This window comes from Rhizobium sp. 01N424, assembly GCF_056399485.1.
In genome coordinates, this window is sequence record NZ_JBFTRK010000003.1 from 179,044 (window position 1) to 193,587 (window position 14,544).

The following is a 14,544-nucleotide window of genomic DNA, read 5'->3' on the forward strand; positions in this document are numbered from 1 at the left end:
CCAGCCGCTAGATGCGGCTGGTGAGGAGCTTCAGCCCGGCGAAGCAATAGAAGGCGGACATTGCGCCTTCAATCCAGCGGCGCAGGCTCTGGTAGACCTTCAGCGCATGCGGGGTCGAAAACAGCACCGCATATCCCATGAAGATCGCAAAGCCTGTCGTCAGGCAGATGGCGACGATGAGGACCGCCACCGAACCCGGTGCGCCCTGCGGCATGCCGAGCGCGATGATGGCGAGCCAGGCAAAGATCGCCTTCGGATTGGTGACGTGGATACCGTAACCCTTGAGCAGCAGGGCGCGCGCCGATAGCGGCTTCACTTCCTGCGCTTGCTGAAGGTCATTTCCAGCACGCATCGCCTTGAAGGCCTTGTAGGCGAGGTAGAGCAGATAAAGCCCGCCGAAGACCTTCAAAATCTCTAGCGCGATCGCATAGGTATGAAGCAGCGTCGCCAGCCCGAGGGCCGCCGCGCAGGCCCAGGTGAAAGAGCCGCCAAAAATGCCAACGCCGATCGTCATCCCCGCCTTGCGCCCCTGTGTCATCGAGGTGGCAACGATTGCCATGATCGCCGGGCCGGGGCTGATGACGGCGATCACATAGGCGATGTAGGCCGGAAGGATCTGCGGCAGATAGGTAAGGGTCTCGTGCATGATGGGGCGCTCGTAAGATTTAACGCGCGGACACTGTCATAAAACGTAGGCGCCGTCACCCACACGTCTTCGGCAGGCTGCGTTTTGCCGGTCTGCGGTCCCCCCGCTCCTTTTCAGCTCTTGCGGTCGGCGATGAAATGGGCGGTGGCGATCAGCGTGTCTGCCTTCTCGCCGTAAGGGGCCAGAAGCTCCACAGCGTCGTTTACGTGGCGACGGAGTTCAGCTTCGGCCCATTCGATACCGTTGAGGGCAACCAGTGTGCCCTTGCCGCGGCTGGCATCCTTGCCAGTCGCCTTGCCCATGGTTTCGGCGTCCGAGGTGATGTCCAGCAGGTCATCGGCGAGCTGGAAGGCCAGGCCGATCTTCTCGCCGAAGCTCCGCAGGCGTCTGCGGTCCTCTTCGCCGGCACCCGCGACGATAGCGCCGGCTTCACAGGCAAAGCGGATCAATGCGCCAGTTTTCATAGCCTGCAATGTAACAATCCCGGATGCGTCGGGTATGGTCTTCTCGGCAGCCAGATCGAGTGCCTGACCTCCTGCCATGCCGCCGAGACCGGACGAGCGAGCGAGCGCCAGGATCAGCGCCGTCTTCTGAGCATCCGAAAGCGCGGTTTCAGGCGCTGCGATGATGTCGAAAGCGTAGGTCAGCAGGCTGTCGCCGGCCAGAATGGCGGTCGCTTCGTCGAAGGCGATGTGCACCGTCGGCTTGCCGCGGCGCAGATCGTCGTCGTCCATGGCCGGGAGGTCGTCGTGAACAAGCGAATAGCAATGAACGCATTCAAGTGCCGCGCCGACGCGCAGCGCAGTCTCTCTGTCGCCGCCGAGTAGAAGAGCGCTTTCGATAACCAGGAACGGACGCAGCCGCTTGCCGCCGTTCAGCACGGCATAGTGCATGGCGGCGCGCAGGCTCTCCGGCCGGGCGATCTCGTCGGACAGAACGTCTTTCGAAAGCAGCGCTTCCAGCAGCGCTTCGATCTCTCTGGCGTTGCTTTTCAACCGTTCGGAAAATGGGTCTGGACTGGCGTTCATGGCCGCTGTTTGGCATGAGCAAAGCCCGCGGCGCAACGGAATTGTAGATGGAGAGATCAAGATTTCCGTTGTGCTCTGGCCTTGGCCTTTCTCAGACGGTATGGAGGACGCAGGGAACAGGTCTGGGCTAGACGTTGGATATAACGCCGGAGAGAGAGGAAAGCATCGCCATGCCGGCTCATCGGCGGATGTATGCATGGCTGCGCGGCCGCTCGCTGCCTGCCCGCATTGTGCTTGGCATCCTGGCTCTCTGCGTCCTGCCTTATGCGCTGATCATCCTCTATCTCATTCCCTTTATTCATCCGGTCTCGACGCTGATGCTGCGCGATCTCGTGCTTTTGCGCGGCTACGATCGCCAATGGGTGTCACTGGACGAAATCTCGCCGGCGCTGGTGCAGTCGGTGATGATGTCCGAGGACGGGCAGTATTGCTTCCATGGCGGTGTCGACTGGGGTGAAATGCGGATGCTGATCGAAGATACGCTGGACGGTGCCTCGACGCGCGGCGGCAGCACGATCCCGATGCAGACGGCAAAGAACCTGTTTCTCTGGAACAGCCGCTCCTTTGTGCGCAAAGGTCTTGAGCTGCCCCTGGCCGTCGCCTCCGATTTTGTCTGGACCAAGCGGCGGTTGATGGAAATCTATCTGAATATCGCGGAATGGGGGCCGGGTATCTACGGCATCGAGGCGGCGGCGCGCTATCATTTCAAGGTTCCGGCCTCCAAGCTGTCACGCCGTCAGGCGGCGCTGCTGGCCGTCTCGCTGCCCAACCCGATCGACCGCAATGCCGGCAAGCCCGGCCGCGGCCTGAGGCGGCTTGCGGCGGTGATCGAGCGCCGCGCGCAGGGCGCCGGCGATTACATCAGATGCATTTATGATTGAGCTGCTAATAATTCATTGGTGAGCAGGGGCGGCGGCCGGTAGATAGAGCTGAAACAGCGCATGGATCGGCTCATGGACAAGCTCACGCTCTATATCGGCAACAAGAACTATTCCTCCTGGTCCTTCCGGCCATGGATCGCGATGGAGGCAGCGGGCATTCCCTTCGAGGAAGTTCTCACTCCCTTCGACTTCGAGGCAGGCAATCCGCGCTTCAAGGAATTTTCGCCAACCGGCCGTGTTCCGGCACTGCATCATGGTGACGTCCGCGTCTGGGAATCGCTCTCGATCATCGAGTATGTTGCCGAACTCTATCCCGAAGCCGGGCTATGGCCAAAGGATCGTGCGAAGCGAGCCGCCGCCCGCTCCGTTTCGATGGAGATGCTCTCCGGGTTCCGGGCCATTCGGAATGCCTGCCCGATGAACATTCGCCGTACGAAAGGCAAGATTGCGCTTGTCGATGGCGTGATGGCCGACGTCCTGCGTATCGAGACGATCTTTCGGGAGTTGCGGGAGCAATCCGGTGGACCGTTCCTGTTTGGGAGTTTTTCGGCTGCCGATGCAATGTTTGCGCCTGTCGTCAATCGCTTCGATGTCTATGACCTCGTGACATCCGGCGATACGCTGAGCTATATGGCGGCCGTCAAGGCGCATCCCGCCTGGCGGAAGTGGGAAGAGGCTGCGCGCGCCGAACCGTGGATCGTGCCGCACGATGAGGTTTGAACGGGAATCAAAGGATTCTCAAAAAATCTGTTTAGGGACTGGTCAAGGCCGTTTATCGCATGTATAAGCGCGCAAAATTTCCGAAATCGCGACATGTCGTTTCGGCCGCCAGTCTGGCCGGAAATGTGTTGCCCGTGAAGTGGAGTACGAGAAATGGCTGTACCGAAGAGAAAAACGAGCCCGTCCAAGCGCGGTATGCGCCGTTCTGCAGACGCACTGAAGGCTTCGACCTATGTTGAAGACAAGAACTCCGGCGAGCTGCGCCGTCCGCACCATATCGATCTGAAGACCGGTATGTATCGCGGCCGTCAGGTTCTGACGCCGAAGGAAAGCGCATAAGCTTTCCTGTTTCTGGTTTTCCAGATTGAAAGACCGGCTTTCAGCCGGTCTTTTTGCGTTTGCGCACCACGATATTCGCAATTGTCTTGAAGTGAGACGGCGATCTACGGCAGTATTCCCTGAATAGAGGGAGAACAGACCGAGATGCTTGGTGCAATGCCGCTGATGATCATTCCATTTATTCTTTACAACATGGCAATGCTCGGCCTGATGGGAAGCGGCGGTATTCCCGCGCTTCAGCACGACATCATCGTTCTGTCGATGATCTCAGGCGCGATCTGGAGCATGTCGCTCGGCGATCTCTTCATCGTCATCGCGCTCGTGGTGCTATTCTTCGAGATATTGAAGGCGACGCGCAACGGCTCCGGCAGCCTGATCAATCACATGCTGTCGATGCTCGTCTTCATCGCCTTCCTGGTCGAGTTTCTGCTCGTCCAGGATGCGGCGACCCAGGTGTTCTTCATCTTGATGACGATTGCGCTGATCGATGTGATCGGCGGCTTTGCCGTCTCGATCCGCACCGCGGGGCGAGACGTCTCGATCGGGCTTTAGAGCGTTTCCTCGAAACGCTCGGGAGATCAGAGATTGTCGAGCTTGTTCTGAAGCGCCCTCAGTTGTTCCTTCAGCTCGTCGATGTCCTTGGCTTCAGCCTTCTTGGTCTCCTTGGCAGGAGGGGTCATGAAGGGTGAAAACATCTGCATCGCCTGCTGGAACATCTCGGTGTTGCGGCGCACCTGCTCCTCGACCATCTGCATCGGAAGTTGCAGGTTCTTGCCGATCGGCGTTTCGCCGAAGGCGCGGGTCACCTGCTCGCGCATCTGCGACTGCTGCTCGGTGAAGGCCTTCATGGAGTGTTCGAGAAAGCTCGGAACGACCATCTGCATCTGATCGCCATAATAGGTGATCAGCTGTCGAAGGAAGGAAATCGGCAGCAGAGTGTTGCCGGTCTTCGATTCCTGCTCGAAAATAATCTGGGTCAATACCGAGTGGGTGATGTCATCGCCGGACTTGGCATCCTGGACCGTGAAGTCCTCGCCCTTCTTCACCATCTCCGCCAGGTCTTCCAGCGTCACATAGGTGCTGGTGCCTGTGTTATAGAGTCGGCGATTGGCGTATTTCTTGATGACAATCTGACCCTCATTCTTCGCCATATCAGTCTCCTGAACCCCGTCTGATGATGTGGAAATTCCTCCAATATCGAATGTAGACGCAAAAGAACGCCGGTGACAATCTCTTTGTGCGATGCGGCAACCCCTTTTATTCCCGTCATATTTCGCGTCTTCGTAAGTACGGGCTAAAATTGCCATATGACGGTCTTGGCGTTTGACTCGGGCTAAAAGCTTTGCCAGTTTCGACCTATATAAAGTGCTGAAACGCGAGGAGGCTTTCCATGAGCAACACGTCCATCGTCATCGCCAGCGCAGCCCGCACAGCGGTCGGCTCTTTCAACGGCGCCTTTGCCACAGTTCCTGCACACGAACTCGGAGCAACGGCCATCAAGGGTGCGCTCGAGCGCGCCGGCGTCGATGCCGCAGAGGTGGACGAGGTCATTCTCGGCCAGGTCCTGCAGGCCGGTGAGGGTCAGAACCCGGCGCGTCAGGCGGCGATGAAGGCGGGTGTTCCCAAGGAAGCGACGGCCTGGAGTGTCAATCAGCTGTGCGGTTCCGGATTGCGCGCTGTTGCTCTCGGCATGCAGCAGATCGCAACCGGAGATGCAAAGATCATTGTCGCCGGCGGCCAGGAATCGATGTCGATGGCGCCGCATGCTGCGCATCTTCGCGGCGGCACCAAGATGGGCGACATGAAGATGATCGATACGATGATCAAGGACGGCCTCACCGACGCCTTCTACGGTTATCACATGGGGATCACGGCGGAAAACATCGCCCGCCAGTGGCAGCTTTCGCGCGACGAGCAGGACCAGTTCGCTGTTTCCTCGCAGAACAAGGCGGAGGCCGCGCAGAAGGCCGGCCGCTTCAAGGATGAGATTGTTCCTTTCGTCATCCAGGGCCGCAAGGGTGACGTGACCGTTGATGCCGACGAGTATATCCGCCACGGCGCAACGATCGAAGCGATGACCAAGCTTCGCCCGGCTTTCGACAAGGACGGGACGGTAACTGCCGCCAATGCATCTGGTCTCAACGACGGCGCTGCTGCAGCGGTTCTGATGACTGAAGCTGAAGCTTCGCGCCGCGGTATCCAACCGCTCGTGCGCATCGTCTCCTGGGCAACCGCGGGTGTCGACCCGCAGGTCATGGGCACAGGCCCGATCCCGGCATCGCGCAAGGCGCTCGAGAAAGCAGGCTGGTCGGTCAGCGATCTCGATCTGGTGGAGGCCAACGAGGCCTTCGCGGCACAGGCTTGTGCCGTCAACCGTGATCTCGGTTGGGATCCGGCGATCGTCAACGTCAATGGTGGCGCAATTGCCATTGGCCATCCGATCGGTGCGTCCGGTGCCCGCGTTCTGAATACGCTGGTTTTCGAAATGAAGCGCCGCGGCGCGAAGAAGGGATTGGCAACACTCTGCATCGGCGGCGGCATGGGCGTCGCGATGTGCCTAGAAGCACTTTAAATAGCATGCGATCAATGTCTTAATGACGTGATCGAAGGCGATAACAAGGGGAGCGAAACATGAGCAGAGTGGCTTTGGTCACCGGTGGCACACGTGGCATCGGTGCAGCAATTTCGGTGGCGCTCAAGAACGCCGGTTACAAGGTGGCGGCGAACTACGCCGGCAACGACGAGAAGGCCAAGGCCTTTCACGACCTCACCGGCGTCCCGGTCTTCAAGTGGGATGTTTCCGACTATGCCGCTTGCGGCGAGGGCATCGCCAAAGTGGAGGCCGAGCTCGGCCCCATCGACGTGCTGATCAACAACGCCGGTATCACCCGCGACGCGATGTTTCACAAGATGACCCCGCAGCAGTGGCATGAGGTCGTCAACACCAACCTCACCGGCCTCTTTAACATGACCCATCAGGTCTGGGGCGGCATGCGTGACCGCAGCTTCGGCCGTATCGTCAATATCTCGTCGATCAATGGCCAGAAAGGCCAGATGGGGCAGGTCAACTATTCCGCTGCCAAGGCCGGCGATCTCGGCTTCACCAAGGCGCTGGCGCAAGAGGGTGCGGCGAAGAACATCACGGTCAACGCCGTCTGCCCCGGTTATATCGGCACGGAGATGGTTCTTGCGGTTCCGGAAAAGGTGTTGAACGAGCGGATCATCCCGCAGATCCCGGTTGGCCGTCTTGGCGAGCCTGAAGAGATCGCGCGCTGTGTGGTATTCCTGGCCTCGGATGACGCCGGGTTCATCACCGGCTCGACGCTGACGGCGAATGGCGGACAGTTTTTCGTCTAGAAGCGCCGAGGTTCCGGGAGTTCACTCACCGGGATCTAGCGCAAACGGTTGAAACAAAAACGGGCGCCAAGGCGCCCGTTTTCAAAATATCAGTCTATTGTTAGCAGCGAACGCGGCGCGTTGAGCCGTTCGAGTAGGCGACGTAGCAACCGTAGCGGTCACGATAGACGCGCTGGCCCGAATAGCGGCCATTGCGCTGATCGACCGAGTTACCGACTGCAGCGCCAACCAGGCCGCCTGCAACGGCGCCGACGGCTGCGCCGCCCCAGCTGTTGGAAACCGCACCGCCAATAAGGGCGCCAGAGCCAGCGCCGATTGCGGTGCCCTGCTCAGTTGCCGTGCACGATGCAAGCGCACCCACGAGTGCTGCAACGAGAACAACCTTCTTCATCATGACTTACAACTCCCCAGTTACATGGCCTTTAGATGCGGCCCATCAGGACAAGGATAATGATAATGACGAGAACTAGCCCCAAACCGCCAGAAGGTCCATAGCCCCAAGCGCGGCTGTAACCCCAATTCGGCAGAGCGCCGATCAAAAGCAGAATAAGGATAATAAGAAGTATCGTACTGAGCATGTTTTCTGTCCTTCAACTCACCGCGAGTTACGAATGGACAATAAACACGGTAGCCGGGTTTTTGTTCCCGGCTAAACTTATGTGCGTGCAATTTCAGGATGGAGTTTTCTTGATGGTGCCGGAACTTATATTCTACCGGACGGTATAAACGCGTCAGGCTCAAAAAGGTTCCGCTGTTCCGCAGAAAATTTTAACGAAACATCAAACTCAGGGCGGAAAGTGTTAATGGCGCCCGATTTTCAATGCTGATCCTGCAATCAAGGAGGCTGCATATAGCGCCCGTTCGCGCAGTTCATCAATATGCAGTGGCGAACAAAAGCGGAATTTGCGGCTGTCGGCGATTCGTCTGTGATTCGTTCCGGCTTTGACCCGAAGGTTAATTCTGTGGTTTTCGGGGTTTTCCGTCTTTGCGGTTGACGCTAGATGAAAAGAGGCCGTCCAAGGCCGCCTGCTGCAAATTGCCGGATTCCGGTGATTCAGCATCTAGTGGGAAAAGCTGATTCAAAACCAATACTTAGCCGTGAACAAAAGCTGAATCACCGCGAGTCTGCGATTCGTCGCTGATTCGTTCTCAAGCTGTTCCGAATCTCAAAACAGAGGCTTAGCGCCGCTTGTTGAATCAAATTAGCAGCGCATTCGCATCATCCGGCTCTTGCGTTTGCCGGTTGCCCTGTCCATGTGTTGTCTGCTGACTTGACCCTGGGGCTCCCCGCCTCACTTGCATGGACCATGACACTGAATTCGCAGCCGATGATACTGAGTGGACGCGGTGTGACCGCGGTGCTCGGGCCGACCAATACCGGCAAGACGCATTACGCCATCGAGCGCATGGTCGCGCATGGCACCGGCGTGATCGGGCTGCCGCTGCGCCTTCTGGCGCGAGAGGTCTATAGCCGGGTCGTCGAGAAGGTCGGTGTGCACAATGTCGCGCTGGTCACGGGCGAGGAAAAGATTTCTCCGCCCAATGCGCGCTTTTCGGTCTGCACCGTCGAGGCGATGCCGCGCGAAACCAAGGCGGCCTTCGTCGCGATCGACGAAGTGCAGCTCGCCGGAGATCTCGAGCGCGGGCACATCTTCACCGATCGCATCCTGCATCTGCGCGGCCGCGACGAGACGCTGCTGCTCGGCGCCGGCACGATGCGCCCCATTCTCCAGCAGCTACTGCCCGGAATTACCGTCATCGAGAGGCCGAGACTGTCGCAGCTGCTCTATGCCGGGCAGAAGAAGATTACCCGGCTGCCGCAGCGCTCGGCGATCGTCGCCTTCTCGGCTGACGAAGTTTACGCGATCGCCGAACTGATCCGGCGCCAACGCGGTGGTGCGGCCGTCGTTCTTGGCGCGCTCAGCCCGCGGACGCGCAATGCGCAAGTGGCGCTCTATCAGGCGGGCGATGTCGAATATCTGGTCGCCACCGATGCGATCGGCATGGGGCTCAATCTCGACGTCGATCATGTCGCCTTCGCGCAAGACCGGAAATTCGACGGCTACCAGTTCCGCAATCTCAATCCCGCAGAACTTGGCCAGATCGCCGGGCGTGCCGGCCGCCATGTGCGCGATGGCACCTTCGGCGTCACCGGGCAGGTCGCACCTTTTGATGATGAACTGGTGCAGCGGATCGAGGCGCACGAGTTCGACAACGTCAAGGTTCTCCAATGGCGGACCAAGGAATTCGACTTCGCCTCGATACAATCGCTGCGCGCAAGCCTGGAAAAGCCGCCGAGCGTCCAGGGGCTGACGCGATCCCTGCCTTCGGTCGATCAGCAGGCGCTGGAACATCTTTCACGATATCCGGAAATTATTGATCTTGCGACCAAGCCGGAAAGGGTTGAAAAGCTCTGGGAAGCTTGTGCGCTGCCCGATTACCGGCGTATTGCACCGGCCCAGCATGCCGATCTGATCTCGACCCTCTTTTCTGATCTCGTCCGCCGTGGCACGGTGAACGAAGATTTCCTCGCGGAGCAGGTGCATCGTGCGGACCGGACGGACGGTGAAATCGACACGCTTTCGGCGCGAATCGCGCAGATAAGAACCTGGACCTATGTGTCGAACCGGCCCGGTTGGCTTGCCGATCCGACACACTGGCAGGAAAAGACGCGGGAAATCGAAGATCGATTGTCCGATGCGTTACATGAAAGGTTGACGAAACGCTTTGTTGATCGCAGGACATCTGTGCTCATGAAGCGCCTGAGAGAGAATGCGATGCTGGAAGCTGAAATCAGTGTGAATGGTGATGTCTTCGTGGAGGGACATCATGTGGGTCAGTTGAGCGGTTTCCGCTTCACGCCCATCGGTGGAACGGATGGACCGGACGCCAAGGCCGTACAGGCTGCTTCACAAAAGGCGCTTGCTCTGGAATTCGAAGCGCGCGCTGCGCGCATGCATGCTGCCGGCAATGGCGATCTGGCGATCAGCGCCGATGGCCTTGTGCGCTGGCTCGGCGATCCCGTGGCGCGGCTTTCGGGCAGCGATCACATCATGCGGCCGCGGGTGCTACTGCTTGCCGACGAGCAGTTGACCGGAAATGCGCGCGATCATGTCGCCGCCCGCGTCGAGCGCTTCGTCAATCATCATATCAGCACGGTGCTTAAGCCGCTCGACGATCTGTCTCGCGCCGAAGACCTGCAGGGCTTGGCAAAGGGTCTGGCGTTCCAGCTCGTCGAGAATCTCGGCGTACTGTTCCGCCGCGACGTCGCCGACGACGTCAAGTCGCTGGATCAGGATGGCCGTGCCTCGATGCGCCGCTACGGCGTGCGGTTTGGCGCTTACCACATCTTCGTTCCGGCACTTCTGAAGCCGGCACCTGCCGAATTGATCACGCTCCTCTGGGCGCTGAAGAACGACGGCCTCGACAAGCCAGGTTACGGCGACCTCATTCCGGTTCTGGCCGCTGGCCGTACGTCTGTCGTCACTGATCCGAGCTTCGAGCGCACCTTCTACAAGCTCGCCGGTTTCCGGTTCCTCGGAAAGCGGGCTGTTCGTATCGATATCCTCGAGCGGCTTGCCGATATCATCCGTCCGCTGCTGCAGTGGAAGCCGGGTCAGGCAAACCGTCCCGAGGGTGCCTATGACGGCCGCCGCTTTACGACGACGACCGCGATGCTCTCCATCCTCGGCGCGACGCTTGAGGACATGGAAGAGATCCTCAAGGGTCTCGGTTACCGTGCGGATGCCGTGAAGGCCGAAGAGGCTGCCGCCCATCTTGCCACGCAAGATGCGTCGGCTGCACCGGCCGCGAGCGAGGCACCAGCCGAAGAAGCGTCCGACAAGGCCGATCACGACGATGCGGATGGTGCTGAGGAAGCACCTGCAGAAGCACCCGCTGCCGAGGCTGCGCCTGTTGCTGCCGAAGCGCCTGCTGAAGCTGCCGAAGTGACAGCCGAAAGCGGCGAACCGCAGGAGCCGAAGCCGGTTCTGCTGTGGCGCCTCGGCGGCCGCAACGACAACCAGCGCCCGGTGCGCAACCACGGCGAACGCCGCGGCGGCGAGCGCCAGCAGGGCAACCGTCGTCAGGGCGGCGCGACCGAAGGCGCTGAAGGCAACAACCGCGGCGAAGGCAATCGCGAAAGCCGCGATGGCAACCGCCAGCAGCGCGGCCGCGATGGCGGCAAGCCGCATCAGGGCCGTGGCGATCGCAACGAACAGCGTGGCGACCGTCAGGATCGTGGTGACCGGAAGGATCGCAACGACCGCAACAACAACCGTGGCGGCGCCCAGCCGCTGCGCTTCGAGGCCAAGCCGCCGCGCAAGGAGAAGCCGATCGATCCGGATTCGCCCTTCGCCAAGCTCGCTGCCTTGAAGGAGCAGATGAAGAAGTAATCGATGGGCGGGGAGACACAGCCAGCAAGCGGTTCGCGCCAGCGCATCGACAAGTGGCTGTTCTTCACGCGCATGGTGAAATCCCGCTCCCTGGCGCAAAGCCATGTGCAATCGGGGCACGTTCGCATCAACGGCGAGCGTGCCATCCAGCCCAGCCAGACAGTCAAGGCGGGCGATCGCGTCGAGCTGCAACTCGATCGCCGGGACGTCGTCCTTCTAGTCAAGCTGCCGGGCGAGCGGCGGGGGCCTTTCGAAGAGGCGCAGCGCCTTTACGAGAACATCACGCCGCCTGAAGATGAGACGAAACGTCTCACCGCCTACGAGCAAGCGATCCGCGGCGCGGGGGCAGGACGGCCGACAAAGAAAGAGCGGCGGGCAATCGACAGGCTCCAGTCGGGCGAGGATTAGAAAACTCTGTCTGCGCCACCGGTTTTTGAAGATGGATAATCCTTGAAATCAGCCTGTAAAGCCGATACGTCACAATCAACTCGCCGGACTGCGTTCTTGCCTCCCAAGCCAGTCAACGCTGCTCCTCCGGCACAGGGAAAGACGCGACGTTCCAGGTTCGTCTCCCCGCTCGCGTGAAATCCTGGAGTTCATCATGACCTATGTCGTGACCGACAATTGCATTCGCTGCAAATATACCGACTGCGTGGAAGTCTGCCCGGTCGATTGCTTCTATGAAGGCGAGAATTTCCTCGTCATCCATCCCGACGAATGCATCGACTGCGGCGTTTGCGAACCCGAATGTCCTGCCGAGGCAATCAAGCCGGATACCGAGCCGGGTCTCGACAAATGGCTCAAGATCAACGCTGAATATGCCAGCGTCTGGCCCAATATTACCGTCAAGAAGGACTCGATGCCCGAGGCCAAGGAAATGGACGGCGAGACCGGCAAATTCGAGAAGTACTTCTCCGAAAAGCCCGGCGCGGGCGATTGAGTTCAAGCTGCTGAAATCCGCCTGAAATCGGGTTAAGAAGGCGCTTAAACGTTTCAAGTGATGCTTCACTAATATGTGAGCCATGTGTTGCCCGCATGACTCACACGCACCAAATTATTGATTTCCTCATATTTTTGTGATAGGTTCTAGAGACTGACCCATTTGAGGCACGAGGCGTGCCCAAAACCATCACGAAAGCAAATTAAATCCGTACGCGGTTTCCGTGACATATCAACGAGTTGAGCTGTCCGATCGTTAATCGCGTGCACGAATTTCTTTGCTTATGTCTGGTGGGACCAGAGTGAAGTCACCCGACGGGAATTCTACCGTCTCATCCGGGCCTGACTGACCCGGCTCCGGCCGCCGCCGGAAGCGTAACAGGGAGTTTTTGATTAGTATGACGACCCAGCAGAAAAAACCTTCAGCAGCTCGCCACGGCTTCAAGACCGGTGAATCGATCGTGTACCCCGCTCATGGCGTCGGTACCATCACCGCTATCGAAGAGCAAGAAGTTGCCGGCATGAAGCTCGAACTTTTCGTTATCGATTTCGAAAAGGACAAGATGCGTCTGAAGGTTCCGGTCGCAAAGGCGATGAGCATCGGCATGCGCAAGCTGTCGGAAACCGACTTCGTTGAGCGCGCGCTCAAGGTTGTGCAGGGCAAGGCTCGTGTCAAGCGTACCATGTGGTCCCGCCGTGCGCAGGAATATGATGCCAAGATCAATTCCGGCGACCTGATTTCCATCGCAGAAGTCGTGCGCGATCTCTATCGTGCCGAAAACCAGCCGGAGCAGTCCTATTCCGAGCGTCAGCTTTATGAAGCTGCCCTCGACCGTATGGCTCGCGAAATCGCTGCCGTGAACAAGATGTCGGAAACGGAAGCCGTCCGTCTCGTCGAGACCAACCTCAACAAGGGTCCGAAGCGCGGCAAGGCAATCGAAGAAGACGACTCCCAGGACGAAGCCGCATAATAGCACTTTGTTTTTCCTTGCAAAAAACCCGGCCTTCGAGCCGGGTTTTTTATTGGAACTTTTTCCGCGCTGACGCGTTTAAATCTCGTAAGTGCGGACAAAAAACCGGTGGAGTCCACCGTTCGTCCGCTGGTTTGAACGCTGGACGAGGAGTGGGTCATGGCTTCCACATTTTGCCGGAACGGCAACTTGAAGAATCAGATCCTGCCTGACCGTCTGACCGGTACTTGTTGAAGAGATAGGGCCTCCTCCTGAAAAGTCCAGGAGAGAGGCCTTTTGCATTCGAGAGCTGAATTTGATCCGGGCGGCTACGTTCCGGAAACGAACCTTCGTTGTTTTTTGTTTGGGCGCGAGGCCTGATTTTAGGAGACCGATATGAGGAACATGTCTGCAGACCGGCGCATGATCAAAATTGCGATGGCGGCTCCCTATCTTGCCCGCGAGGAAGAGCATCAGCTGGCGATCCGCTGGAAGGACAATGACGACCGCGGCGCGCGCAACCAGATCGCCATGGCGCATATGCGTCTTGTCATCTCGATGGCCGGGAAGTTCCGCAATTTCGGCCTGCCGATGAGCGATCTTGTCCAGGAAGGGTATGTCGGTCTGCTTGAAGCTGCAGCGCGGTTCGAGCCCGAACGCGAAGTGCGATTTTCGACCTATGCCAGCTGGTGGATCCGTGCCTCCATCCAGGATTATATCCTGCGAAACTGGTCGATTGTTCGCGGCGGCACAAGCTCAGCGCAGAAGGCGCTGTTCTTCAATCTTCGCCGGTTGCGCGCCAAGCTGGCGCGTGGCGACACCCAGTTGACCGTACAGTCGATCCATCAGGAGATCGCTGCTGCGCTCGGCGTCAGCCTTGCGGACGTCCAGACGATGGATGCGCGGCTCTCCAGCAACGATGCGTCGTTGCAGGCGCCTTCGGTCTCCGGGGACGCCGATAGCGCCGAGAAGATGGATTTCCTCGTCAGCAACGAGCCACTGCCGGACGAGCAGGTGACGAACATGATCGACGGCGAGCGCCGCCGCGTCTGGCTGGCCTCGGCGCTGACGCATCTCAACGAGCGCGAGATGAAGATCATCAGTGCACGGCGCCTGGCCGAAGACGGAGCGACTCTCGAAGAGCTTGGCGCCGATCTAGGAATTTCGAAGGAACGCGTGCGCCAGATCGAGAGCCGGGCGATGGAAAAGTTGCGCAGCGCGCTTGTCAGCGCCGATCCGCATATGGCCGCCTACGCCTGAAAGTAGTCTTTACTCCCAGAAGCACAGACT

The 14,544-nt window shown here is 59.1% G+C and carries 16 protein-coding genes; 11 read left to right on the top strand and 5 right to left on the bottom strand.

Features of this window, described 5'->3' with window-relative positions:
• Positions 1-7 precede the first annotated feature (7 nt).
• Positions 8-646 (bottom strand): LysE family translocator, encoded by a 639-nt coding sequence (locus tag AC1DNK_RS11325; protein WP_477941112.1) that lies wholly within the window; start codon positions 644-646, stop codon positions 8-10.
• Between the two features lie 113 nt (positions 647-759).
• Positions 760-1,674 (bottom strand): polyprenyl synthetase family protein, encoded by a 915-nt coding sequence (locus tag AC1DNK_RS11330; RefSeq protein ID WP_477941113.1) that lies wholly within the window; start codon positions 1,672-1,674, stop codon positions 760-762.
• A gap of 134 nt (positions 1,675-1,808) precedes the next feature.
• Between AC1DNK_RS11330 and mtgA the strand changes: the two genes are divergently transcribed.
• The 4 genes from mtgA (at position 1,809) to AC1DNK_RS11350 (ending at position 4,166) form a co-directional block, all read left to right on the top strand.
• Complete coding sequence (mtgA, locus tag AC1DNK_RS11335; RefSeq protein WP_477941115.1) at positions 1,809-2,555, top strand: monofunctional biosynthetic peptidoglycan transglycosylase; 747 nt, start codon at positions 1,809-1,811, stop codon at positions 2,553-2,555.
• A gap of 72 nt (positions 2,556-2,627) precedes the next feature.
• Positions 2,628-3,275, top strand: coding sequence for a glutathione S-transferase family protein (locus tag AC1DNK_RS11340; RefSeq protein ID WP_477941118.1), 648 nt, complete (start codon positions 2,628-2,630; stop codon positions 3,273-3,275).
• Positions 3,276-3,428: 153 nt separating this feature from the next.
• A complete protein-coding gene (gene rpmF / locus AC1DNK_RS11345) occupies positions 3,429-3,614 on the top strand; it encodes a 50S ribosomal protein L32 (RefSeq protein ID WP_006724402.1) in 186 nt (61 codons plus the stop codon).
• A gap of 144 nt (positions 3,615-3,758) precedes the next feature.
• Positions 3,759-4,166: a hypothetical protein gene (locus AC1DNK_RS11350; protein ID WP_112385903.1), complete on the top strand. Its 408-nt coding sequence runs from the start codon at positions 3,759-3,761 to the stop codon at positions 4,164-4,166.
• A gap of 26 nt (positions 4,167-4,192) precedes the next feature.
• Here AC1DNK_RS11350 and phaR read toward each other — a convergent pair whose 3' ends face one another.
• Entirely contained in the window at positions 4,193-4,765 is a 573-nt protein-coding gene (gene phaR, locus AC1DNK_RS11355; protein WP_112385902.1) for a polyhydroxyalkanoate synthesis repressor PhaR, read from the bottom strand.
• Between the two features lie 239 nt (positions 4,766-5,004).
• Between phaR and AC1DNK_RS11360 the strand changes: the two genes are divergently transcribed.
• Both AC1DNK_RS11360 and phbB read left to right on the top strand, forming a co-directional pair.
• A complete protein-coding gene (locus tag AC1DNK_RS11360) occupies positions 5,005-6,186 on the top strand; it encodes an acetyl-CoA C-acetyltransferase (RefSeq protein WP_477941119.1) in 1,182 nt (393 codons plus the stop codon).
• A 59-nt stretch (positions 6,187-6,245) separates the two neighbouring features.
• Positions 6,246-6,971 (top strand): beta-ketoacyl-ACP reductase, encoded by a 726-nt coding sequence (phbB, locus tag AC1DNK_RS11365; protein WP_112385900.1) that lies wholly within the window; start codon positions 6,246-6,248, stop codon positions 6,969-6,971.
• 100 nt (positions 6,972-7,071) lie between these two features.
• Here phbB and AC1DNK_RS11370 read toward each other — a convergent pair whose 3' ends face one another.
• Together AC1DNK_RS11370 and AC1DNK_RS11375 are read right to left on the bottom strand one after the other, a co-directional pair.
• On the bottom strand, positions 7,072-7,365 hold the full coding sequence (locus AC1DNK_RS11370) for a YMGG-like glycine zipper-containing protein (RefSeq protein WP_112385899.1): 294 nt from the start codon (positions 7,363-7,365) through the stop codon (positions 7,072-7,074).
• Positions 7,366-7,393: 28 nt separating this feature from the next.
• Positions 7,394-7,549 (bottom strand): DUF3309 family protein, encoded by a 156-nt coding sequence (locus tag AC1DNK_RS11375; RefSeq protein WP_112385898.1) that lies wholly within the window; start codon positions 7,547-7,549, stop codon positions 7,394-7,396.
• Between the two features lie 729 nt (positions 7,550-8,278).
• Here AC1DNK_RS11375 and AC1DNK_RS11380 point away from each other — a divergent pair.
• From AC1DNK_RS11380 to AC1DNK_RS11400, 5 genes are all read left to right on the top strand, one after another.
• Positions 8,279-11,365 (top strand): helicase-related protein, encoded by a 3,087-nt coding sequence (locus AC1DNK_RS11380; RefSeq protein ID WP_477941120.1) that lies wholly within the window; start codon positions 8,279-8,281, stop codon positions 11,363-11,365.
• Positions 11,366-11,368: 3 nt separating this feature from the next.
• Positions 11,369-11,773, top strand: a complete 405-nt coding sequence (locus AC1DNK_RS11385; RefSeq protein ID WP_112540431.1) for an RNA-binding S4 domain-containing protein — start codon at positions 11,369-11,371, stop codon at positions 11,771-11,773.
• 193 nt (positions 11,774-11,966) lie between these two features.
• Complete coding sequence (fdxA, locus tag AC1DNK_RS11390) at positions 11,967-12,305, top strand: ferredoxin FdxA (RefSeq protein ID WP_310296467.1); 339 nt, start codon at positions 11,967-11,969, stop codon at positions 12,303-12,305.
• A 397-nt stretch (positions 12,306-12,702) separates the two neighbouring features.
• On the top strand, positions 12,703-13,275 hold the full coding sequence (locus AC1DNK_RS11395; RefSeq protein WP_112385894.1) for a CarD family transcriptional regulator: 573 nt from the start codon (positions 12,703-12,705) through the stop codon (positions 13,273-13,275).
• Positions 13,276-13,650: 375 nt separating this feature from the next.
• Positions 13,651-14,514, top strand: coding sequence for an RNA polymerase factor sigma-32 (locus AC1DNK_RS11400; RefSeq protein ID WP_112385893.1), 864 nt, complete (start codon positions 13,651-13,653; stop codon positions 14,512-14,514).
• The last annotated feature ends 30 nt before the right edge of the window (positions 14,515-14,544 follow it).

Coding starts and splice junctions, on each gene's coding strand:
- phbB (WP_112385900.1), top strand. CDS start 6,246: ATGAGCAGAGTGGCTTTGGTCACCGGTGGCACACGTGGCATCGGTGCA.
- phaR (WP_112385902.1), bottom strand. CDS start 4,765: ATGGCGAAGAATGAGGGTCAGATTGTCATCAAGAAATACGCCAATCGC.
- AC1DNK_RS11380 (WP_477941120.1), top strand. CDS start 8,279: ATGACACTGAATTCGCAGCCGATGATACTGAGTGGACGCGGTGTGACC.
- AC1DNK_RS11370 (WP_112385899.1), bottom strand. CDS start 7,365: ATGATGAAGAAGGTTGTTCTCGTTGCAGCACTCGTGGGTGCGCTTGCA.
- AC1DNK_RS11385 (WP_112540431.1), top strand. CDS start 11,369: ATGGGCGGGGAGACACAGCCAGCAAGCGGTTCGCGCCAGCGCATCGAC.
- AC1DNK_RS11375 (WP_112385898.1), bottom strand. CDS start 7,549: ATGCTCAGTACGATACTTCTTATTATCCTTATTCTGCTTTTGATCGGC.
- rpmF (WP_006724402.1), top strand. CDS start 3,429: ATGGCTGTACCGAAGAGAAAAACGAGCCCGTCCAAGCGCGGTATGCGC.
- AC1DNK_RS11400 (WP_112385893.1), top strand. CDS start 13,651: ATGAGGAACATGTCTGCAGACCGGCGCATGATCAAAATTGCGATGGCG.
- fdxA (WP_310296467.1), top strand. CDS start 11,967: ATGACCTATGTCGTGACCGACAATTGCATTCGCTGCAAATATACCGAC.
- AC1DNK_RS11360 (WP_477941119.1), top strand. CDS start 5,005: ATGAGCAACACGTCCATCGTCATCGCCAGCGCAGCCCGCACAGCGGTC.
- AC1DNK_RS11325 (WP_477941112.1), bottom strand. CDS start 646: ATGCACGAGACCCTTACCTATCTGCCGCAGATCCTTCCGGCCTACATC.
- AC1DNK_RS11330 (WP_477941113.1), bottom strand. CDS start 1,674: ATGAACGCCAGTCCAGACCCATTTTCCGAACGGTTGAAAAGCAACGCC.
- AC1DNK_RS11350 (WP_112385903.1), top strand. CDS start 3,759: ATGCTTGGTGCAATGCCGCTGATGATCATTCCATTTATTCTTTACAAC.
- AC1DNK_RS11395 (WP_112385894.1), top strand. CDS start 12,703: ATGACGACCCAGCAGAAAAAACCTTCAGCAGCTCGCCACGGCTTCAAG.
- AC1DNK_RS11340 (WP_477941118.1), top strand. CDS start 2,628: ATGGACAAGCTCACGCTCTATATCGGCAACAAGAACTATTCCTCCTGG.